This window comes from Streptomyces sp. NPDC055189, from assembly GCF_053606765.1.
The window spans coordinates 55,755-72,892 of the sequence record NZ_JBSGSG010000034.1; the positions used below are offsets into that span (position 1 = coordinate 55,755).

Here is a 17,138-nt window from a genome sequence, read left to right on the forward strand (position 1 = left end):
CCTTCTGTGGGGGGCCCGGGCGGCGTTGGGGAGCTGTCCGGGCTGAAAGATGCGGTGCGGGTGTACAGATGTTCTGTTGTGTCGTGCGAGGGAAGAGTGTCAGTTGAGCCAGGTGCATGTCAGGTACCTGGCCGCAGGTTGGCCGGAAATCGTCCGTTGAGCGATGGTCCATGTACGCAATGCGAACGGCGTGTTACGCACCTGTCCGCACACATGGCTGCGCCGCTCCGGGGAGTTGATCCACCCGGAGCGGCGCAAGTCGGTGCGTTCACCTACCGGTTTACGGGAAGGTGAGCTTCCAGCTGTTGATGCGGCCGGTGTCCTGCGCGGCCACGTCCTGGACCTTCAGCTTCCAGGTCCCGTTGGCCACCTCGGACGAGGCGTTGACCGTGTAGGTCTCCACGACGTTGTCCGCCGAGTCGTTCGCACTCGAATTCTTCAGGCGGTACGTCGAGCCGTCCGGGGCCACCAGGTCGACGACCAGGTCACCGCGCCAGGTGTGCACGATGTCGACGCCGACCTTCAGCGCGGCGGGCGCATTGCCCGTGCGGCCGGTGACGTTGATCGACGAGGTGACGGCGGCGCCCCGGTCCGGGATGGCCACGTCGGTGGTGTTCTCGAAGTCCGTGCCGCCGCCGCCACCGGGCCGCGATCCGACGTTGACGCCGGCCCACGCGTGGGCCACCGCCGCGTACTCGGCGCTGGTGGTGCCGTACAGCTCACCGGCCACCGCGAGGGTTCCGGCACGGGCCGCCGCGTAGTTGGTGGTTGTGGTGAACTTCGTCGTCAGTGCCTTGAACCAGATGAGCGACGCCTTGTCACGACCAATTCCGGTCACAGGCAGACCGTCCGAGGTGGGCGAGTCGTACGAGGTGCCGTTGACGACCTTGGCGCCGCTGCCCTCACTCAGCAGGTAGTAGAAGTGGTTGGCGACACCGGACGAGTAGTGGACGTCGATGTTGCCGATGCCCGAGTACCAGGAGTCCTTGGAGCCGCCGTCCTTGGAGGGCTTGTCCATGTAGCGCAGCGGGGTGCCGTCGCCGTTGATGTCGATCTTCTCGCCGACGAGGTAGTCGCCCTTGTCCTGCGCGTTGTTGGCGTGGAACTCCACGGCCGCCGCGAAGATGTCGGACGTCGCCTCGTTCAGGCCGCCGGACTCACCGCTGTACGTCATGTTGCCGGTGGCCGCCGTGACGCCGTGCGTCATCTCGTGGGCCGCCACGTCGATGGACGTCAGCGGCTTGGCGTTGCCCGAGCCGTCGCCGTACGTCATGCAGAAGCAGGAGTCCTGCCAGAACGCGTTGACGTAGTTGTTGCCGTAGTGGACCCGCGAGTACGCGCCGACACCGTCACCGCGGATACCGGAGCGGCCGTGCACGTTCTTGTAGTAGTCCCAGGTGAGCTGGGCGCCGTAGGCGGCGTCCGCGCCCGCGGTCTCCGCGTTGGACGCCTGGCCGTTGCCCCACACGTCGTCCGGGCCCGAGAAGAGCGTGCCGGTGCCCGACGTGCCCCGGTTGAGGTTGTACGTCTTGTGGCTGCCGCGAGCGGTGTCGGTCAGGGTGTAGTTCGACCCCGACTGAGCGCTGCCCACGGTGACCTGACCGCTGTACTGCGTGTTGCCCGTGCCGTTCTCGACGCCCTGCCACTGGAAGAGCTTCTTGCCGGTGGCCGCGTCCGTGATGACGTGCAGCTCGTTCGGCGTGCCGTCGTGCTGAAGGCCGCCGACCACCGTCTCGTACGCGAGAGTCGGCTCGCCCTTGGCCATCCAGACGACCTTGCGGGGCTCGCGGTTCGCGTCGGTCTTCTTCGAACCCTCGGCCTTCGCCGCGCCGAGCGCCTGCTTCTCGGCGGTCGCGGCCTTCACGTCGGCGGTGGTGTCGACGCCCTTGAGCTGGGCCTTCGACGCCTTGGTGACGCCCTCGGTCTTGCCGGACTTCGCCTCGTCGACCACCAGGTCGCCGCCCAGGACGGGCATGCCGTCGTAGGTGCGCTCGTAGCGGGTGTGCGTCGTGCCGTCGCCGTCCTTGGTGACGTCACGTACGACGAGCTTCTCCTTGGCGCCGAGCCCCAGGTCCTTGGCCGTGTCCGCCTTGGTGGCGTTGGCGTCCTTGAGGAGCGCCGCACGCTGGGCGGGAGTGAGCTTCACGGGCAGGGAGCCGGGGTCGGCCTTGCCTATCTTGGCCGCGGCCGAGGGCTTGGCCGGTGGTATCGCGGGGTCGTCGGCGGATGCCGGGCCCGTCTGGAAGGCCACCGCGACGAGGGCGGCGACGGCGGTCAGGGCGCCCGCGGCGGTGGCGCGTCTGTGGGAGGCAGGTCTGTGAGAGGTGCTTCTCAACACGGACTCCTTCTGCGTGGCCGCGGGGTACGCGGCCAGGGGGACCGGGCGGCGCGGTCGTGCCGTCCGGGCAGAACAAGGCAGAACGTGGAGCTGGGAATTGCACGGTGGAGCACTGGTGCAACACGGTGGTGCCGGGAATCGAGGGGAAGAGTGGCATCGGCGCGCTCTGTTTGTCAGGAGTGCGTCAAGAGTTGGCCGGAAATGGTCCGCTGCCCGGTCGGTCACGTTCGATAAACGGAGGGGTCGCTCAAGGTGAGGGGCTCGTCATTGTTCGACGAGAGCCCCTCACCGGGTGCATACAAGGGTGTGGCTGATTCCGGCCCCTCCGCTGGGCCGGGCTCGGGATGGGCGCGGGGCGGGCGCGGGATGGCGGCGACTACCCGACCACGCTGTCCCGCCACGCCCGGTGCAGGTCCGCGAACGACCCGCTGCCCGCGATGAGTTCGGCCGGAGTGCCGTCCTCCACCACACGGCCGTGCTCCATCACGAGCACCCGGTCGGCGATCTCCACCGTGGAGAGCCGGTGGGCGATCACGACCGCGGTCCGGCCGCGCAGGACCGTGTGCATGGCGCGCTGCACGGCCCGCTCGCCGGGGATGTCGAGCGAGCTGGTCGCCTCGTCGAGGATCAGCACCGCCGGGTCGGCGAGCAGCGCCCGCGCGAAGGCGACGAGCTGGCGCTGACCGGCGGAGATACGGCCGCCCCTCTTGCGTACGTCGGTGTCGTAGCCGTCGGGCAGGGACGTGATGAAGTCATGCGCGCCGATGGCTTTCGCCGCCTGTTCGACGTCCTCGCGGGTGGCGTCGGGGCGGCCGATGGCGATGTTCTCGGCGACGGTCCCGGAGAAGAGGAATGCCTCCTGGGTCACCATGACGACACCGCGCCGCAATTCCGGGTTGGCGAGATCCCGCAGGTCGACGCCGTCGAGCAGGACCCTGCCCTCCGTCGGGTCGTAGAAGCGGGCGAGCAGCTTGGCGAGCGTCGACTTGCCGGCGCCGGTGGAGCCGACCACCGCGACGGTCTGCCCGGCGGGCAGGGTCAGGTCGAAGCGGGGCAGGACCTCGCCGCCGGTCCGGTAGGCGAACCGCACGCCGTCGAAGTCGACCTCGCGGCCGGGGTGTTCGGAGGCCAGGGCGGGCAGCGGCCGGGTGCGGTCGGGGTGCGGTTCGGGCACGGAGGGGGTCTGGGCGAGGAGACCCGCGACCTTCTCCAGGGACGCGGCGGCGGACTGGTAGGAGTTCAGGAACATCCCGAGCCGGTCGATCGGGTCGTACAGGCGCCGCAGATACAGCACGGCAGCGGCGAGGACGCCGAGCGCGAGGGTGTTCTCGGTGACGCGGTAGGCGCCCCACAGGACGATCCCGGCGACGGCCGTGTTGGCGACGAGCCGCGAGCCGACCACGTAGCGGGCCATCTCCAGCATGGCGTCTCCGTTGGCCCGCTCGTGATGACGGTTGAGCGCGCCGAATTCCGCTTCGTTCGCCCGCTCGCGGCGGAAGGCACGGACGGGCCGGATGCCGTTCATCGTCTCGGCGAACTTCACGATGACGGAGGCGATGGCGGTGGACCGCTTGCCGAAGAGGGGGCCCGCGCGGCGCTGGTAACGGCGTACGAGGAGGTAGAGCGGAACGAACGAGGCGACGGCCACGGCTCCGAGGCTCAGGTCGAGCCAGAGGAGCATCGCCGAGATGTAGACGAAGGACAGGATGACGGTGATCAGCTCCTGGAGCCCCTCGCTGAGGAGCTCCCGCAGCGACTCCACGTCGGTGGTGGACCGGGAGATGAGCCGTCCCGAGGTGTACCGCTCGTGGAAGTCCACGCTGAGGGCCTGCGCGTGCCGGAAGATGCGGCCGCGCAGATCGAGCAGGACGTCCTGGTTGACGCGGGCCGAGGCGACGATGAACGCGTACTGGAAACCGCCGGACGCGGCCGCGCAGAGCAGGTATCCGATGCCGATGGCCACGAGCGGCCCGTAGTCACCGCCGCGGACGGCGGGCACGCCGCTGTCGATGGCATAAGCAACCAGCAACGGCCCGCCCTGCACGGCGGCCTGCTGCAGGAGCAGCAGTACGGCCGCCAGAATGACGCGCCTGCGCAGGGGCGAAAGCAGCGAACGCAGCAGGGCGGAGGTGGCGCCGGGCGCCGCGGGGAGGGTGTCCTGGTCGAAGTCGTCGGCGGGGGAGGCGGGTTCGGGCACCGCCTCTGCGCCGGGGGCGGTGTGCTCGCCGGGGGGAGGTGCGGGGCGACCGGCATCTTGCGAGAAGGGGTCCTCCTCGTCCGTCCCCGTGGTCCGTGACGCCGGCGTGGACGCGCTCATCGCAGGCCCTCCCCTTCCGCGGACACAACGCCCGCCTCAGCCTGTACATCCGCAAACGCGGGGCCCATTTCCGCCGCCCCGCCGGCGGACGCCGGTCCGGCGTCGTCCGTCGCGGGAGCGAGGGGTGTTCTCAACTGCCCGGTCGCGGAGGCGGGATCGGCGCCCCGCGTCGCAGGAGCGACGCCTGCTTCCGCCGGTCCGGTCGTGTAGATCGGTTTGGCTTCCTCCATCGCGGGAGCGGCGCCTGGCTCTGCCGGGGGAGCGTCCCGCACCTCCGTCCGCCCGGTCATGGGCGGAGAGCCCGTATCCCCTGTCGCGGGAGCGACGCCCGTCTCGGTCTGTGCGGTGGCGGGCGGCAGGTCGGTTTCCCCTGTCGCGGGGGCGGCGCTCGTCTCGGTCTGTGCGGTGGCGGGCGGCAGGTCGGTTTCCCCTGTCGCGGGAGCGACCCCCGCTCCCGACATCAGCCACGCGTACTCCGCGTTCTCCCGCAGCAGTTCCTGGTGCGTGCCCACCGCGGTGATGCGGCCCCCGGAGAGCAGTGCCACCCGGTCCGCGAGGAGGACCGTGGAGGGGCGGTGGGCCACCACCAGGGCCGTCGTGTCCCGCAGTACGCGGCGCAGGGCCGCTTCCACCAGGGCCTCCGTGTGGACGTCGAGCGCCGAGAGGGGGTCGTCGAGGACCAGGAAGCGCGGGCGGCCCACCACCGCGCGGGCCAGGGCAAGGCGCTGGCGCTGGCCGCCGGAGAGGCTCAGGCCCTGCTCGCCGACCTGCGTGGCCGTGCCCTGCGGCAGCGCGTGCGCGAAGTCGGCCTGGGCGACGTCGAGGGCGCGCTCCAACTCGGCATCGCCCGCGCCCTCCCCGGCCCCCATCAGGACGTTCTCGCCCACCGAAGCGGAGAACAGAGTCGGCTCCTCGAAGGCGACGGCCACCAGCGTGCGCAGCCGTTCGCGTTCCATCCCCGCGATGTCCTCGCCGTCCAGCGTGATGCGGCCCCCGCTCACCTCGTGCAGCCGGGGCACGAGCGCCGTCAGCGTCGTCTTGCCGCTGCCCGTCGCGCCGACCAGGGCGAGCGTCTCGCCGTGCCGGATGTGCAGATCGATCCGGTCGAGCGCGGGCGGGGCGTCGTCGGGCGCGTCCGGGTAGCGGAACTCCACGCCGTGGAAGCGGAGCCCGGAAGCGCCGGAAGACCCCTCTCCGGACGACGGGGCGAGCGCCGTCGAAGACTCCGGCTCCGCGTCCATCACCTCGAAGTACCGCTCCGTGGCCGTCGCCGACTCCTGGCTCATCGCGAGCAGGAACCCGATCGACTCCACCGGCCAGCGCAGCGCGAGCGCCGTCGAGAGGAACGCGACCAGCGTGCCCGTGGACAGGCCGCCGTCGGCCACCTGCACCGTCCCGAGGACGAGCGCCGCACCGATCGCGACCTCCGGCAGCGCCATGATCACCGCGTATATCGCCGCGAGCAGCCGCGCCTTGGCCAGTTCCGTGCCCCGCAGCTCGCGCGAGAGCTCGCGGAACGCGCGCGCCTGACTGCGGTGGCGGCCGAACCCCTTGATGATGCGGATGCCGAGCACGCTCTCCTCGACGACCGTCGTCAGGTCGCCGACCTGGTCCTGGGCCCGCCGCGCCACGGCCATGTACCGGCCCTCGTAGTACGCGCAGACGATCACCAGCGGAACCAGCGGCGTGAGCAGCACGAGGCCAAGAGCCCAGTCCTGCGCCACCAGGATCACCATGCCGACGACGATCGTCGTCCCGTTCACGATCAGGAACGTCAGCGGGAAGGCGAGGAACATCCGCAGCAGCATCAGATCCGTCGTGCCGCGCGACAGCAACTGCCCCGAGGCCCACCGGTCGTGGAAGGCCACCGGAAGCCGCTGCAGATGGCGGTAGAGATCCGCCCGCATCGCCGCCTCGACCGAGGCGAGCGGCCGTGCCACCAGCCAGCGCCGCAGACCGAAGAGCAGCGCCTCCGCGACACCGAGCAGCAGCAGGAGCAGCGCCCCGAGCCAGACCCCGCCGAGATCACGGTCCGCCACCGGACCGTCCACCAGCCACTTCAGTACGAGGGGGAAGACGAGCCCCGTACAGGAAGCGAGGATGGCGACGAAAGCAGCGCTGAACAGGCGGGTGCGCACGGGACGGACGTACGGCCACAGCCGGAGCAGCGTCCGCGCCGCGGACCCTTCCCGGGCAGGCCCCCCGGCGGGCCCTTCGGCAGGTTCCTTGGTCGGTGCATCTGGTTTCGGCATCAGGAGCGAGCCTACGGACGACCACTGACAGAGCCCACCGAGTTTTGACCCGTCCCCGCTCGTCCGCTGGTCCTACGACCGGGCCACGCGGCGCAGGGACGAGACCGCACCGGCGAAGTCGTATCCCGCCATCAACCGATCGGCTGATGCCGCTTCGAGCGCGATGGGCGATGCCCGGACCCCCGCCCACCGGCGAGGCTCGAACCATGCCCATCATCGAAGTGCGGGACCTGCGCAAGGCCTACGGCGGACGGACCGTCGTCGACGGTGTCTCCTTCACCGTCGAGGAGGGCGAGATCTTCGGCGTCCTCGGACCCAACGGCGCCGGCAAGACCACCACCGTGGAATGCGTCGAGGGCCTGCGCGTCCCCGACACCGGCACCATCCGCGTCGCCGGGCTCGACCCCGTCGCCGACCACGACGAGGTCACCCGCATCCTCGGCGCCCAGCTCCAGGAGAGCGAGCTCCAGCCGAAGCTCACCGTGCGCGAGGCCCTCGAGCTGTACGCCGCGTTCTACCCGAACCCCGCCGACTGGCGCCCCCTCGCCGAACGCCTGCGCCTGACCGACAAGCTGGACAGCCGCTTCGGCAAGCTCTCCGGAGGCCAGAAGCAGCGCCTGTTCATCGCGCTCGCCCTGATCGGCAACCCGAGGGTCGTCGTGCTCGACGAGCTGACCACCGGCCTTGACCCGCGCGCCCGCCGCGACACCTGGCAGCTCATCGAGGACGTACGCGACAGCGGCGTCACCGTCCTCCTCGTCACCCACTTCATGGAGGAGGCCCAGCGCCTCTGCGACCGCATCGCGGTGATCGACAAGGGCCGCATCGCCGCACTCGACACACCGGCGGGCCTGATCAGCCGGGCCGCGAACTCCACCGTCATGTCCTTCACGCCGTCCGCACCGCTGGACGAGCACGCCCTCGCGGCCCTGCCCGCGGTCACCTCCGTCGACCACCGCGACGGCCGCTACACCCTCAACGGCACCGACGAGACCGTCGACGCCGCCATCACGCTGCTCGCCCGGCACCACATCACCGCCCACCAACTCCGGGTCTCCGACGCCACGCTGGACGACGCCTTCCTCGACCTGACGGGAGCCACGGCATGAGCGCCGCCATCACCGCACCGCACCCCACCGCCCCCGCGAAGAACAAGGCATCGGCCGCGGTGTTCAAGGCCGAGCTCCGGATCTTCCGCCGCGAGCCGGGCGCCCTCTTCTGGATCATGGTGTTCCCCACGGTCCTCCTGGCGGTCCTCGGCTCCATCCCGTCCTTCCGGGAGACCGACGCCTCGCTGGGCGGCATCCGCCTCGTCGACGCGTACGTCCCCGTGACCGTCCTGCTCTCCCTGATCATGGCGGGCCTCCAGGCCATGCCGCCGCTGATCACCGGCTACCGCGAACGCGGCATCCTGCGCCGCATGTCGGCCACACCGGTCCGCCCCTCCGCCGTGCTCGGCGCGCAGATGGGCATCCACGGAGCCGCCGCGCTCGTCTCGTCCCTGCTCTCCCTGACCGTGGGCCGCCTGGTCTTCGACGTGGCACTGCCGCGCCAGGCCTTCGGCTACGCCCTCGCGCTGCTCCTCGCGATCGCCTGCGGGCTCGCCCTCGGCGCCCTGGTCTCGGCCCTCGCACGCACCACGAAGGCCGCGACCGCGATCGGCTCCGCCGTCTTCTTCCCGACGATGTTCAGCGCCGGGGTCTGGCTGCCGGTGCAGGCGATGCCGGACGCGCTCGCCCACATCGTGGAGCTCACCCCGCTCGGCGCCGCCGCGCAGGCCCTGGGCGAGGCGGCGGGCGGCGACTGGCCCGCCTTCTCCCACCTCGGCGTGCTCGTCCTGTGGGCGGTCGCCCTCTCGGCGGGGGCCGCGCGCTGGTTCCGCTGGGAATGACGCACGGGCGGCCCGGCAGGTGACCGACACTGGAAACGTGAGCATGAGTACGGCGGACGCCACGCAGATGATCGAACAGCGCTGGGGCACGTTCTACCGCTGGGGTCCCTACACCCTGCTCGGGTTCGGCGTCCTCATGTCGGTCGCCACGAGCGGCGTCGTCGGCATGGGGCCCGGCGACTGGTACGTGTCCGGGGCCCTGGTCGCCGCCGCGCTCGCCCTCCAGGCGTGGTGGGGCGCCGCTGCCGGCTCCCGGCCCGGGCCCTCGCCCGCGGGGACCCTCTACTACGCCGTGCGCTGGGCGATCGCCTTCGTCCTCACCTGGATCAACCCGTTCTTCGCGTTCTACGCGGTCGTCGGCTACTTCGGCGCCGAGCGGCTGCTGCCGCCACGCCTGGTCAAGCCCGGCCTCTTCGCCACCGCGATCATCATGGCGGGCTCCCAGTCGGGCGGGCTCCCGCCCGGCGAGGAACTCGGCTGGACCGTCTTCGGCGGGCTGCTCGCGGTGAACATCGCGCTGCTCGCCGTCTTCGCCCACCTCGCGGAGCAGGAGGAACAGCGCGCCCGCGACGCGGCGACCACCATCGTCGAACTGGAACGCACCAACACCGCCCTCCAGCAGGCCATGGACGAGAACGCCGCCCTGCACGCCCAACTCCTCGTCCAGGCGCGGGAAGCGGGCGTCGCCGACGAGCGGCGGCGGCTCGCCGCCGAGATCCACGACACCATCGCGCAGGGCCTGACCGGCATCATCGCCCAGCTCCAGGTCGTCACGAACGCGCGCGACGAGAAGCTGGCCCGCGAACACCTGGACCGCGCCGCCGCCCTCGCCCGGCACAGCCTGGGCGAGGCCCGCCGCTCCGTGCACAACCTCTCCCCGACGGCCCTGGAGCACGACGCGCTCCCCGAAGCGCTCAAGAAGACCGTCACGGAGTGGGCCGAACGCACCGGTGTCCGCGCCGACTTCACGGTCACCGGCCCCGCCGAGCCGCTCCATGAAGAGATCGAGGCGACCCTCCTGCGCATCGTCCAGGAGGCCCTGTCCAACGCCGCCCGGCACGCGGACGCCGCCCGCCTGGGCGTCACCCTCTCCTACATGCGGGACGAGGTCGCCCTGGACGTACGCGACGACGGCCGCGGCTTCGACCCGCTGGCCCTGGTGCAGCGCAGCGGCTCCGGCGGCTTCGGCCTCGACGGCATGCGGGCCCGCGCCGAACGCATCGCGGGCTCCTTCACCGTCGAATCGGAACCGGGGCACGGCACCGCGCTCTCGGCTCGCGTACCGTTGGTCCGCCATGGCTGACCTGATCACTCTGCTCATCGTCGACGACCATCCCGTCGTACGGGACGGTCTGCGCGGCATGTTCCTCTCCGACCCCTGCTTCGAGGTGCTCGGCGAGGCGGCGGACGGCGTCGAGGCCGTCGCCCTGGTGGAGCGCCTGGACCCGGACGTCGTCCTGATGGACCTGCGCATGCCGGGCGGGGGCGGCGTCGACGCGATCGCAGAACTGAGCCGCCGTGGCGCCCGCGCCAGGGTCCTCGTCCTCACCACGTACGACACGGACTCCGACACGCTGCCCGCGATCGAGGCGGGCGCGACCGGCTACCTCCTCAAGGACGCGCCCCGCGACGACCTGTTCACCGCGGTCCGCGCGGCGGCGCAGGGCCGCACGGTCCTCTCGCCCGCCGTCGCGTCCCGGCTCGTCTCACGCGTACGTGCCCCCGGCAACGAACCGCTGAGCACCCGGGAACGGGAGGTGCTCGCGCTCGTCGCCAAGGGCACGTCGAACCGTGCGATCGCCGCGGAACTCTTCATCAGCGAGGCCACGGTCAAGACACACCTCACCCACATCTACGGCAAGCTGGGAGTCAAGGACCGTGCAGCGGCGGTGGCCACGGCATACAGCAGAGGCATCCTCAGCTGACGCCGCCCGGGCCCGAAGGGGCGCCCTGTAAGGGGCGCGGGGCTGTGACATGTGCGGCTCCGCCGCGTGGGCGCGACCAGCCACGGACAACCCGCAGCCAAACCTACGAGCGACTAGGCGGTCTGCCACAAGGCGGGCGTATTGGGCGGCTCCCAGCCAGGCTGAGCCTGATGCCCCTGCAGGCAGCGGTAAGTGACGCCGCCATAGGTGACGGAGTCACCGGGGGCGTACACCTTGCCTGCGGCCCACGTGCCACCAGGCTCGGGCTCACCGGGACCGGGGTCGCCACCCCCGGTGGTCTTCAGCGTCAAGCCATACTGCTGCAGCAGCGGATTGATCGGCTGATGGAACGTCGTCCCGCCGCCGGAACAGTTGCCCGACCCGCCCGAAGTGACGCCCTGCGCCTGGCTCCCGGATATGAAGGAGCCGCCCGAGTCGCCGGGCTCCGCGCAGACCGTCGTACGCGTCACGCCGCTGATGGTGCCCTCGGGGTAGGTGACGCTGGTGTTGTGCTGCTGGATCGTGCCGCAGTGCCACCCCGTAGTGGAGCCGGAACGGCAGATCGACGCACCCACCGGGGACTGCGTGGAGCCCCCGACGCCGACCTTCTGCCCGCCCTGGCCCTTCACGTACGGGGTGGCGGTCCACTGGGAGTTGGTGGCGACCCAGGCCATGTCCCTGCCGGGGAAGACCGACGCCTGGAACGTGCCCTGTGCCACCTGGTTGTAGCCGCTGGTCGCGGTGCCCGCGCGCCCGCAGTGACCCGCCGTGGCGAAGCCCTGCTGGGTGCCCTTGGTGACGGGGAAGCCGATGGAACACCGGCCGCCCATGTAGTACGCCTCGCCGCCCACGAGGTCGTACAGCGGACGCGGCCGTTCCGCGGTCCGCTCGATCTGTACGAGGGAGGACCGGACCCCCGCGGCGGACACGAGGGACTTCGCGGCGGAGGCGTGCACGGCCCGCACCACGACGGCGTTGGACCGTACGTCGACGTACCAGACCGGTGCGTCGCGCGTGACCGTCTTCTCGGCGGCACGGTCCAACCGAGCCTTGGCCGCGTCGAGTTGCGCGACCGAGTGCCGAACGACCTCGGCCCGCGCGCCCCGCGCCTCGATCGCGGGCACGTCCGAGGCATCGGTGGTGGCCACGGTCAGCCCCGCCGACGTGGCGCCCCGCACCCAGGCGCCCGCGAAATCACGGCCCAGGGTGTTCTGGAGGGCTCCCGCGACGGCGCCGGCGTCGGCCTCGTTGACCAGACGGGCCTCGGCCTGCGCCGACGTGAGGCCGAGGTCCCGCTGCATGGCCTTCAGGACCTCGGGCGAAGTCCTGTCGACGCCGGCGGTCTCGGCGGGGGAGGGCAAGGGGGCAGAACCGGCCCGGGCGTTCGCGGTGCCGGGCAGCCCCGCGAGGACCAGGGCACCGGCCGCGGCCAGCGCGGCACACGCCGCGGCGGCGCGTCTGTGATGGATGGGGGGCATGGGGGCATCTCCTCGGTTGCGAGGGGCAAGCGGATCGCCCACAACGTAGAAGCCTCAACAGCTCCCCAATAGCTGTCATCCGACCCCCGTCCCCGGCGTTATGGAAGGCGCGGAGAAGAGACCGCCAGCCACGCCGTGTAGCTCTCGCTGCGGGCCGCCGCCTCCGCGTGTGCCGCGCGGGCCTGGGCGAAGACCGTGGGCGCCAAGTCGTGGGCCGGGGCCTGCGGGTGCCAGCCGAGCAGATGCCGCCAGTACAGCGGCGCCCCGGAGAGCGGCCTCGTCACCAGGCCCGGCGTCGGCGGGAACGTCGCCCTGCAGAGCCCCACCGCCCGTCCCACCTGGACCAGATGAACGCAGGACGCGACGTCCGTCTCGTACACGGAGGAAGGCGTGAATCCCGCCCGGGCGCACGCCGCGGTGAAGCAGTCCGCGAAGCAGCCGTCGCCCGGCACATCCGTCCACGCCTCGTCCGCGAGCCGGGCCAGATCGATCTCGGGGCAGGCGGCCAGCGCATGATCGGTGGGCAGCATGACGAACACCGGGTCACGGGCGACCTCACGCCACACGAGCAGCTCGCTCTCCGGCGGCGCACTCGCCCCGCACGTCCCCACAAGGGCGAAGTCGAGCCGCCCGTCGGCCGTACGGGACGCGATCTCCCGCTCCGACCAGGACGTGTGGGTGGTGACCCTGGCCCCGGGATGCGCGGCGGCAAGGCGGTCCACCAGGCCCCCGAGCAGCGGCCCGTGGGTCGCGCCGAGCCGGAACCCCGCACCGTCCGCCCACTCCCGCCCGAACCGCAGCGCCTCCTCCCGCAGTCCGCTGACCGCGGGCAGCACGACACGCGCGCGGGCAAGGACGAACTCCCCGAGCGCGGTGGCCCGCACCCCGTGCCGCCCCCGCTCGAAGAGCTCGCCGCCCAAGGCGCGCTCGATCCGCTTCAACTGTGCGCTCAGAGCGGGCTGCGCGAGCCCCAGCGCGGTGGCGGCCTTGGTCAGGCTGCCCGCGTCGGCGATCGCCCGGATCGTCTTGAGGTGCCGCAGCTCCAGGTCCATGGGCCGAGCTTGGCCCGTGGCCCGAACGTCGGCAATGGGCAGGTACGGACCAATGCCGACGGCAGCCGGACGCCGTCAGGCACCCCTGCCCGCCACCTCCTCCCGCACCCGGAGGAGCAGCACCGACCGCGCGGCCATCACGACCGCCGAATCGGCATCCAGCACGGTGCCGGGCGCGACCCCCTGCTCCTCCAGGGACGTGTCCACCACCACCTCGTACGCCCTGGCCCAGGGCGCCCCCGGCAGCACGAAACTCGCCGCACGGTCCGCCGCGTGCAGGATCGCGAGGAAGCTGTCGTCGACCACCGGCGCACCCCGCGCGTCACGGCCGGGAATGTCACGCCCCGACAGATACATGCCGAGCGTCGCGGCCGGCGCGTACCAGTCGCCCTCCGTCATCTCCGTCCCCCGCGCCGTGAACCACGCCAGATCCCGAAGACCGTCACCGTTCGTCGAATGCGCACGGCCGGAGAAGAACGCCCGCCGCCGCAGCACGGGATGCTCGTGCCGAAGGGCGATCAAGCGGGACGTCAGATCACACAGCGCCGCCCAACCCGGCTCCTCCAGGAGCCCCCAGTCCACCCAGCTGACCTCGTTGTCCTGGCAGTACGCGTTGTTGCTGCCCCCTTGCGTGCGCCCCATCTCGTCGCCCGCGACGAGCATCGGCACCCCCGTCGAGAGCAGCAGTGTCGTCAGGAGATTGCGCAGCTGCCGCCGCCGCAGCTCCGTGACCCGCTCGTCGGCACTCTCGCCCTCCGTGCCGCAGTTCCAGGAGCGGTTGTCGTTCGAGCCGTCCCTGTTCCCCTCGCCGTTGGCCTCGTTGTGCTTGCGCTCGTAACTCACCAGGTCCCGCAGCGTGAACCCGTCGTGCGCCGTCACGAAGTTCACCGACGCGTACGGCCGCCGCCCGCCCCACGCGTACAGGTCGCTCGACCCGGAGAGCCGGTAGCCCAGATCCCGCACATCGGGCAGCGCGCCCCGCCAGAAGTCCCGTACCGCGTCGCGGTAGTGGTCGTTCCATTCCGTCCACAGGGGAGGGAATGCCCCCACCTGATAGCCGCCGGAGCCCACGTCCCACGGCTCGGCGATCAGCTTCACGCGCCGCAGCACCGGGTCCTGCGCGATCACCGCGAGGAAGGGGGAGAGCATGTCGACGTCGTGGAACGAACGTGCGAGCGCCGCCGCGAGATCGAAGCGGAAGCCGTCCACGCCCATCTCGGTCACCCAGTAGCGCAGGGAGTCCGTTATCAGGCGCAGTACGTGCGGCTGCACCACCTGGAGCGTGTTCCCGCAGCCCGTGTAGTCCGCGTACCGCCGCGCGTCGGAGGGCTGAAGCCGGTAGTAGCCGCGGTTGTCGATGCCCTTGAGCGAGAACATCGGGCCCAGTTCGCCCGCCTCCGCGGTGTGGTTGTAGACCACGTCCAGGATCACCTCGATCCCGGCCTCGTGCAGCGCCCGCACCATCCGCTTGAACTCGCCGACCTGCTGGCCCCTCGTCCCCGATGCCGCGTACGCCGCGTGGGGAGCGAAGTAGCCGATCGAGTTGTAGCCCCAGTAGTTCCGCAGGCCTCTCCGCAGAAGATGGTCCTCGTGCGCGAACTGGTGCACCGGAAGCAGCTCCACCGCCGTCACGCCGAGGCGTACGAGATGGTCGATCGCCGCCGGATGCGCGAGACCCGCGTACGTACCCCTCAGCTCCTCCGGAATCCCCGGATGCAGCTTCGTGAAGCCGCGTACGTGCACCTCGTAGATGACCGAGTCCGCCCACGGCGTCTTCGGGCGCCGGTCGTCCGCCCACTCGTCGTCCGGCGCGTCGTCGTGCACGACCACGCCTTTGGGGACGTACGCGGCGGAGTCCCGGTCGTCCCGCACCGTGTCGGCCACCTGCTGCTGGGGCCAGTCCCGCACGTGTCCGTACACCTCGGGCGGCAGGCCGTACGTGGCGAAGTCGCCGTCCACCGCACGCGCGTAAGGATCGAGGAGCAGCTTCGCCGGGTTCCAGCGCGCGCCCGTCCACGGGTCCCAGCGGCCGTGCACGCGGTAGCCGTAACGCTGGCCGGGCAGGACGCCCGGCACGAAGCCGTGCCAGATCTCGTGCGTCAGCTCCGTCAGCGGCGAGCGCGTCTCGACGTCATCGGCGTCGAACAGACAGAGCTCGACGGCCTCCGCACCCCCCGCCCACAGCGCGAAGTTGGTGCCCGCGACGCCGTCGGGCCCCACTCTGAACCGCGCGCCGAGCGGCGTCGGCGCCCCCGGCCACACGGGCAGGGCGCGTACGCCCGACACGGCCCCCGACTCGGCGCGCGAAGCCGTCGACGTCCCGTTCACGGCGGCCGCCTCACCGTTCACGGAGGCCGCGCCCGCCCCGCGCCGCCCACCCCGGAGTGCTTCCTGTTCGGCTGCGCTGGACACTCATCCGCCTCCTGCGGCTCGACCCCTGCCGCGTCCCGGCGGCAGGGGCGTACCAGACCGGACGACGCGCGTGGACCCGAGAGCCCGTGCCGTCCTCCCCACTGTTCTGCCCAGCGGGTGCGTCGCACTCACGTTTCCCCAGGAGGGGGACGGTCGTTGGGACGGGCGTGAGACAGGTTGCGAGGCGCGCACGGCGCGCAGGGGCCGCGCTGGCCGCCGTAATGACATGGGCAGGACTGCTCGCCGGAGCCGCCGGATGCACCGCCGACAGCGGCGGCATCGACCGGATCGTGGGCAAGCCGCGCTCGCCCGACGACGCCATCCGGGTGACGCCCGACGACGGCAGCAAGGCGGTCAAGGGCGACGAACGGCTCCAGGTCGAGGTGCCGGACGGACGCCTCGAATCGGTGAAGGTCGTCCGCGTGCAGGACGCACAGGAGGCTCCGGTGCCGGGCCGCATCGAAGAGGACGGCATGACCTGGAAGCCGCTGGACCAGGGCCCGCTGGCGCTCGGCGCGAAGTACGCGGTGGACGCCGTCGCCCTCGACGGCCACGGCCGCCGCTCGGCCCGGCACACGACGTTCACGACGTACGTCCCCGACGAGCGGTTCACCGCGTACGTGGGACCGGAGAACCGCGCCACGGTCGGCACCGGCATGATCGTCTCCCTGGAGTTCAACCGGGAGGTCGAGAACCGCGAGGCCGTCCAGCGGGCCATCAGCGTCACCGCGAAACCCGAAGTCGACGTACGACCCCACTGGTTCGGCGACACCCGCCTGGACTTCCGCCCCGAGAAGTACTGGAAGCCCGGCACCAAGGTCACCGTCGGCCTGCGCCTGCGCGACGTCGAGGCCGCCCCCGGCGTCTACGGACTGCAGGACAAGAGCTTCTCGTTCACCGTCGGTCGCAGCCAGACCTCCCTGGTCGACGCCGCAGACAAGACCATGGAGGTACGCCGCGACGGCGAACTCCTCTCCACGGTCCCGATCACCGCGGGCGCCCCGCGGACCACCACGTACAACGGGAAAATGGTGGTGACGGAGATGCTGGAGGTGACCCGGATGAACAGCCGCACCGTCGGCTTCGGCGGGGAGTACAACATCCCCGACGTCCCGCACGCGATGCGCCTGACGACGTCCGGCACCTTCCTGCACGGCAACTACTGGGCGCCGAACGCCCCTGGCAACACAAATGTCAGCCACGGCTGCGTGGGCCTGCGCGACGTGAAGGGCGGCAGCTCAGAGACCCCGGCGGGGTGGTTCTTCGACCGCACTCTGATTGGCGATGTGGTGGAAGTTGTCAACAGCGATGACAAGAAAGTCGCTCCTGACAACGGGCTCGGCGGCTGGAACATGGAGTGGAAGGAGTGGACGGCACCGCCCGGCAGCAAGCCGTGAGCGGGCCCCACGGACCCGCGCTGAGGCAGTGCCCGCACCCCATGCGCAGTTGGGACTGAACAGTGACATTGGCGAG

General features: G+C 71.4%; 11 protein-coding genes. 5 read left to right on the plus strand and 6 right to left on the minus strand.

The genetic code is table 11. From position 1 onward, the window contains the following. Positions 1-280: 280 nt before the first annotated feature. From ACWFR3_RS23770 to ACWFR3_RS23780, 3 genes are all read right to left on the minus strand, one after another. Positions 281-2,335, minus strand: a complete 2,055-nt coding sequence (locus ACWFR3_RS23770) for a M4 family metallopeptidase (protein ID WP_453736622.1) — start codon at positions 2,333-2,335, stop codon at positions 281-283. 379 nt (positions 2,336-2,714) lie between these two features. Next, on the minus strand, positions 2,715-4,655 hold the full coding sequence (locus ACWFR3_RS23775) for an ABC transporter ATP-binding protein (protein ID WP_453736623.1): 1,941 nt from the start codon (positions 4,653-4,655) through the stop codon (positions 2,715-2,717). Continuing rightward, a complete protein-coding gene (locus tag ACWFR3_RS23780; protein ID WP_453736624.1) occupies positions 4,652-6,907 on the minus strand; it encodes an ABC transporter ATP-binding protein in 2,256 nt (751 codons plus the stop codon). Before ACWFR3_RS23780 ends, ACWFR3_RS23775 begins: the two co-directional genes overlap by 4 nt. A 206-nt stretch (positions 6,908-7,113) precedes the next feature. Here ACWFR3_RS23780 and ACWFR3_RS23785 point away from each other — a divergent pair, with 206 nt between their 5' ends. The 4 genes from ACWFR3_RS23785 to ACWFR3_RS23800 are packed head-to-tail and all read left to right on the plus strand — an operon-like array spanning position 7,114 to position 10,723. Continuing rightward, positions 7,114-8,016, plus strand: a complete 903-nt coding sequence (locus tag ACWFR3_RS23785; RefSeq protein ID WP_453736625.1) for an ABC transporter ATP-binding protein — start codon at positions 7,114-7,116, stop codon at positions 8,014-8,016. Then, positions 8,013-8,798: an ABC transporter permease gene (locus ACWFR3_RS23790; protein WP_453736626.1), complete on the plus strand. Its 786-nt coding sequence runs from the start codon at positions 8,013-8,015 to the stop codon at positions 8,796-8,798. The genes ACWFR3_RS23785 and ACWFR3_RS23790 overlap by 4 nt, the downstream gene beginning before the upstream one ends. A 43-nt stretch (positions 8,799-8,841) precedes the next feature. Next, a complete protein-coding gene (locus tag ACWFR3_RS23795; protein WP_453736645.1) occupies positions 8,842-10,101 on the plus strand; it encodes a sensor histidine kinase in 1,260 nt (419 codons plus the stop codon). Continuing rightward, positions 10,094-10,723 carry a response regulator gene (locus ACWFR3_RS23800; RefSeq protein ID WP_453736627.1) on the plus strand — a complete coding sequence of 210 codons (630 nt, stop codon included), beginning with the start codon at positions 10,094-10,096 and terminating at the stop codon, positions 10,721-10,723. The genes ACWFR3_RS23795 and ACWFR3_RS23800 overlap by 8 nt, the downstream gene beginning before the upstream one ends. Before the next feature lie 113 nt (positions 10,724-10,836). Here the strand turns inward: ACWFR3_RS23800 and ACWFR3_RS23805 are convergent, their stop codons facing one another. The 3 genes from ACWFR3_RS23805 to glgX form a co-directional block, all read right to left on the minus strand. Continuing rightward, entirely contained in the window at positions 10,837-12,201 is a 1,365-nt protein-coding gene (locus tag ACWFR3_RS23805; RefSeq protein ID WP_453736628.1) for a carbohydrate-binding protein, read from the minus strand. Positions 12,202-12,299: 98 nt separating this feature from the next. Continuing rightward, positions 12,300-13,253 carry a LysR substrate-binding domain-containing protein gene (locus ACWFR3_RS23810; RefSeq protein WP_453736629.1) on the minus strand — a complete coding sequence of 318 codons (954 nt, stop codon included), beginning with the start codon at positions 13,251-13,253 and terminating at the stop codon, positions 12,300-12,302. Positions 13,254-13,328: 75 nt separating this feature from the next. Next, the gene (glgX, locus tag ACWFR3_RS23815; protein WP_453736630.1) at positions 13,329-15,665 is read right to left on the minus strand and encodes a glycogen debranching protein GlgX; all 2,337 of its coding nucleotides are present in this window, start codon (positions 15,663-15,665) and stop codon (positions 13,329-13,331) included. Positions 15,666-15,886: 221 nt separating this feature from the next. On the opposite strand from glgX, the gene ACWFR3_RS23820 reads away from it, so the two are divergent. Beyond that, on the plus strand, positions 15,887-17,062 hold the full coding sequence (locus tag ACWFR3_RS23820) for an Ig-like domain-containing protein (RefSeq protein WP_453736631.1): 1,176 nt from the start codon (positions 15,887-15,889) through the stop codon (positions 17,060-17,062). Positions 17,063-17,138: the final 76 nt, after the last annotated feature.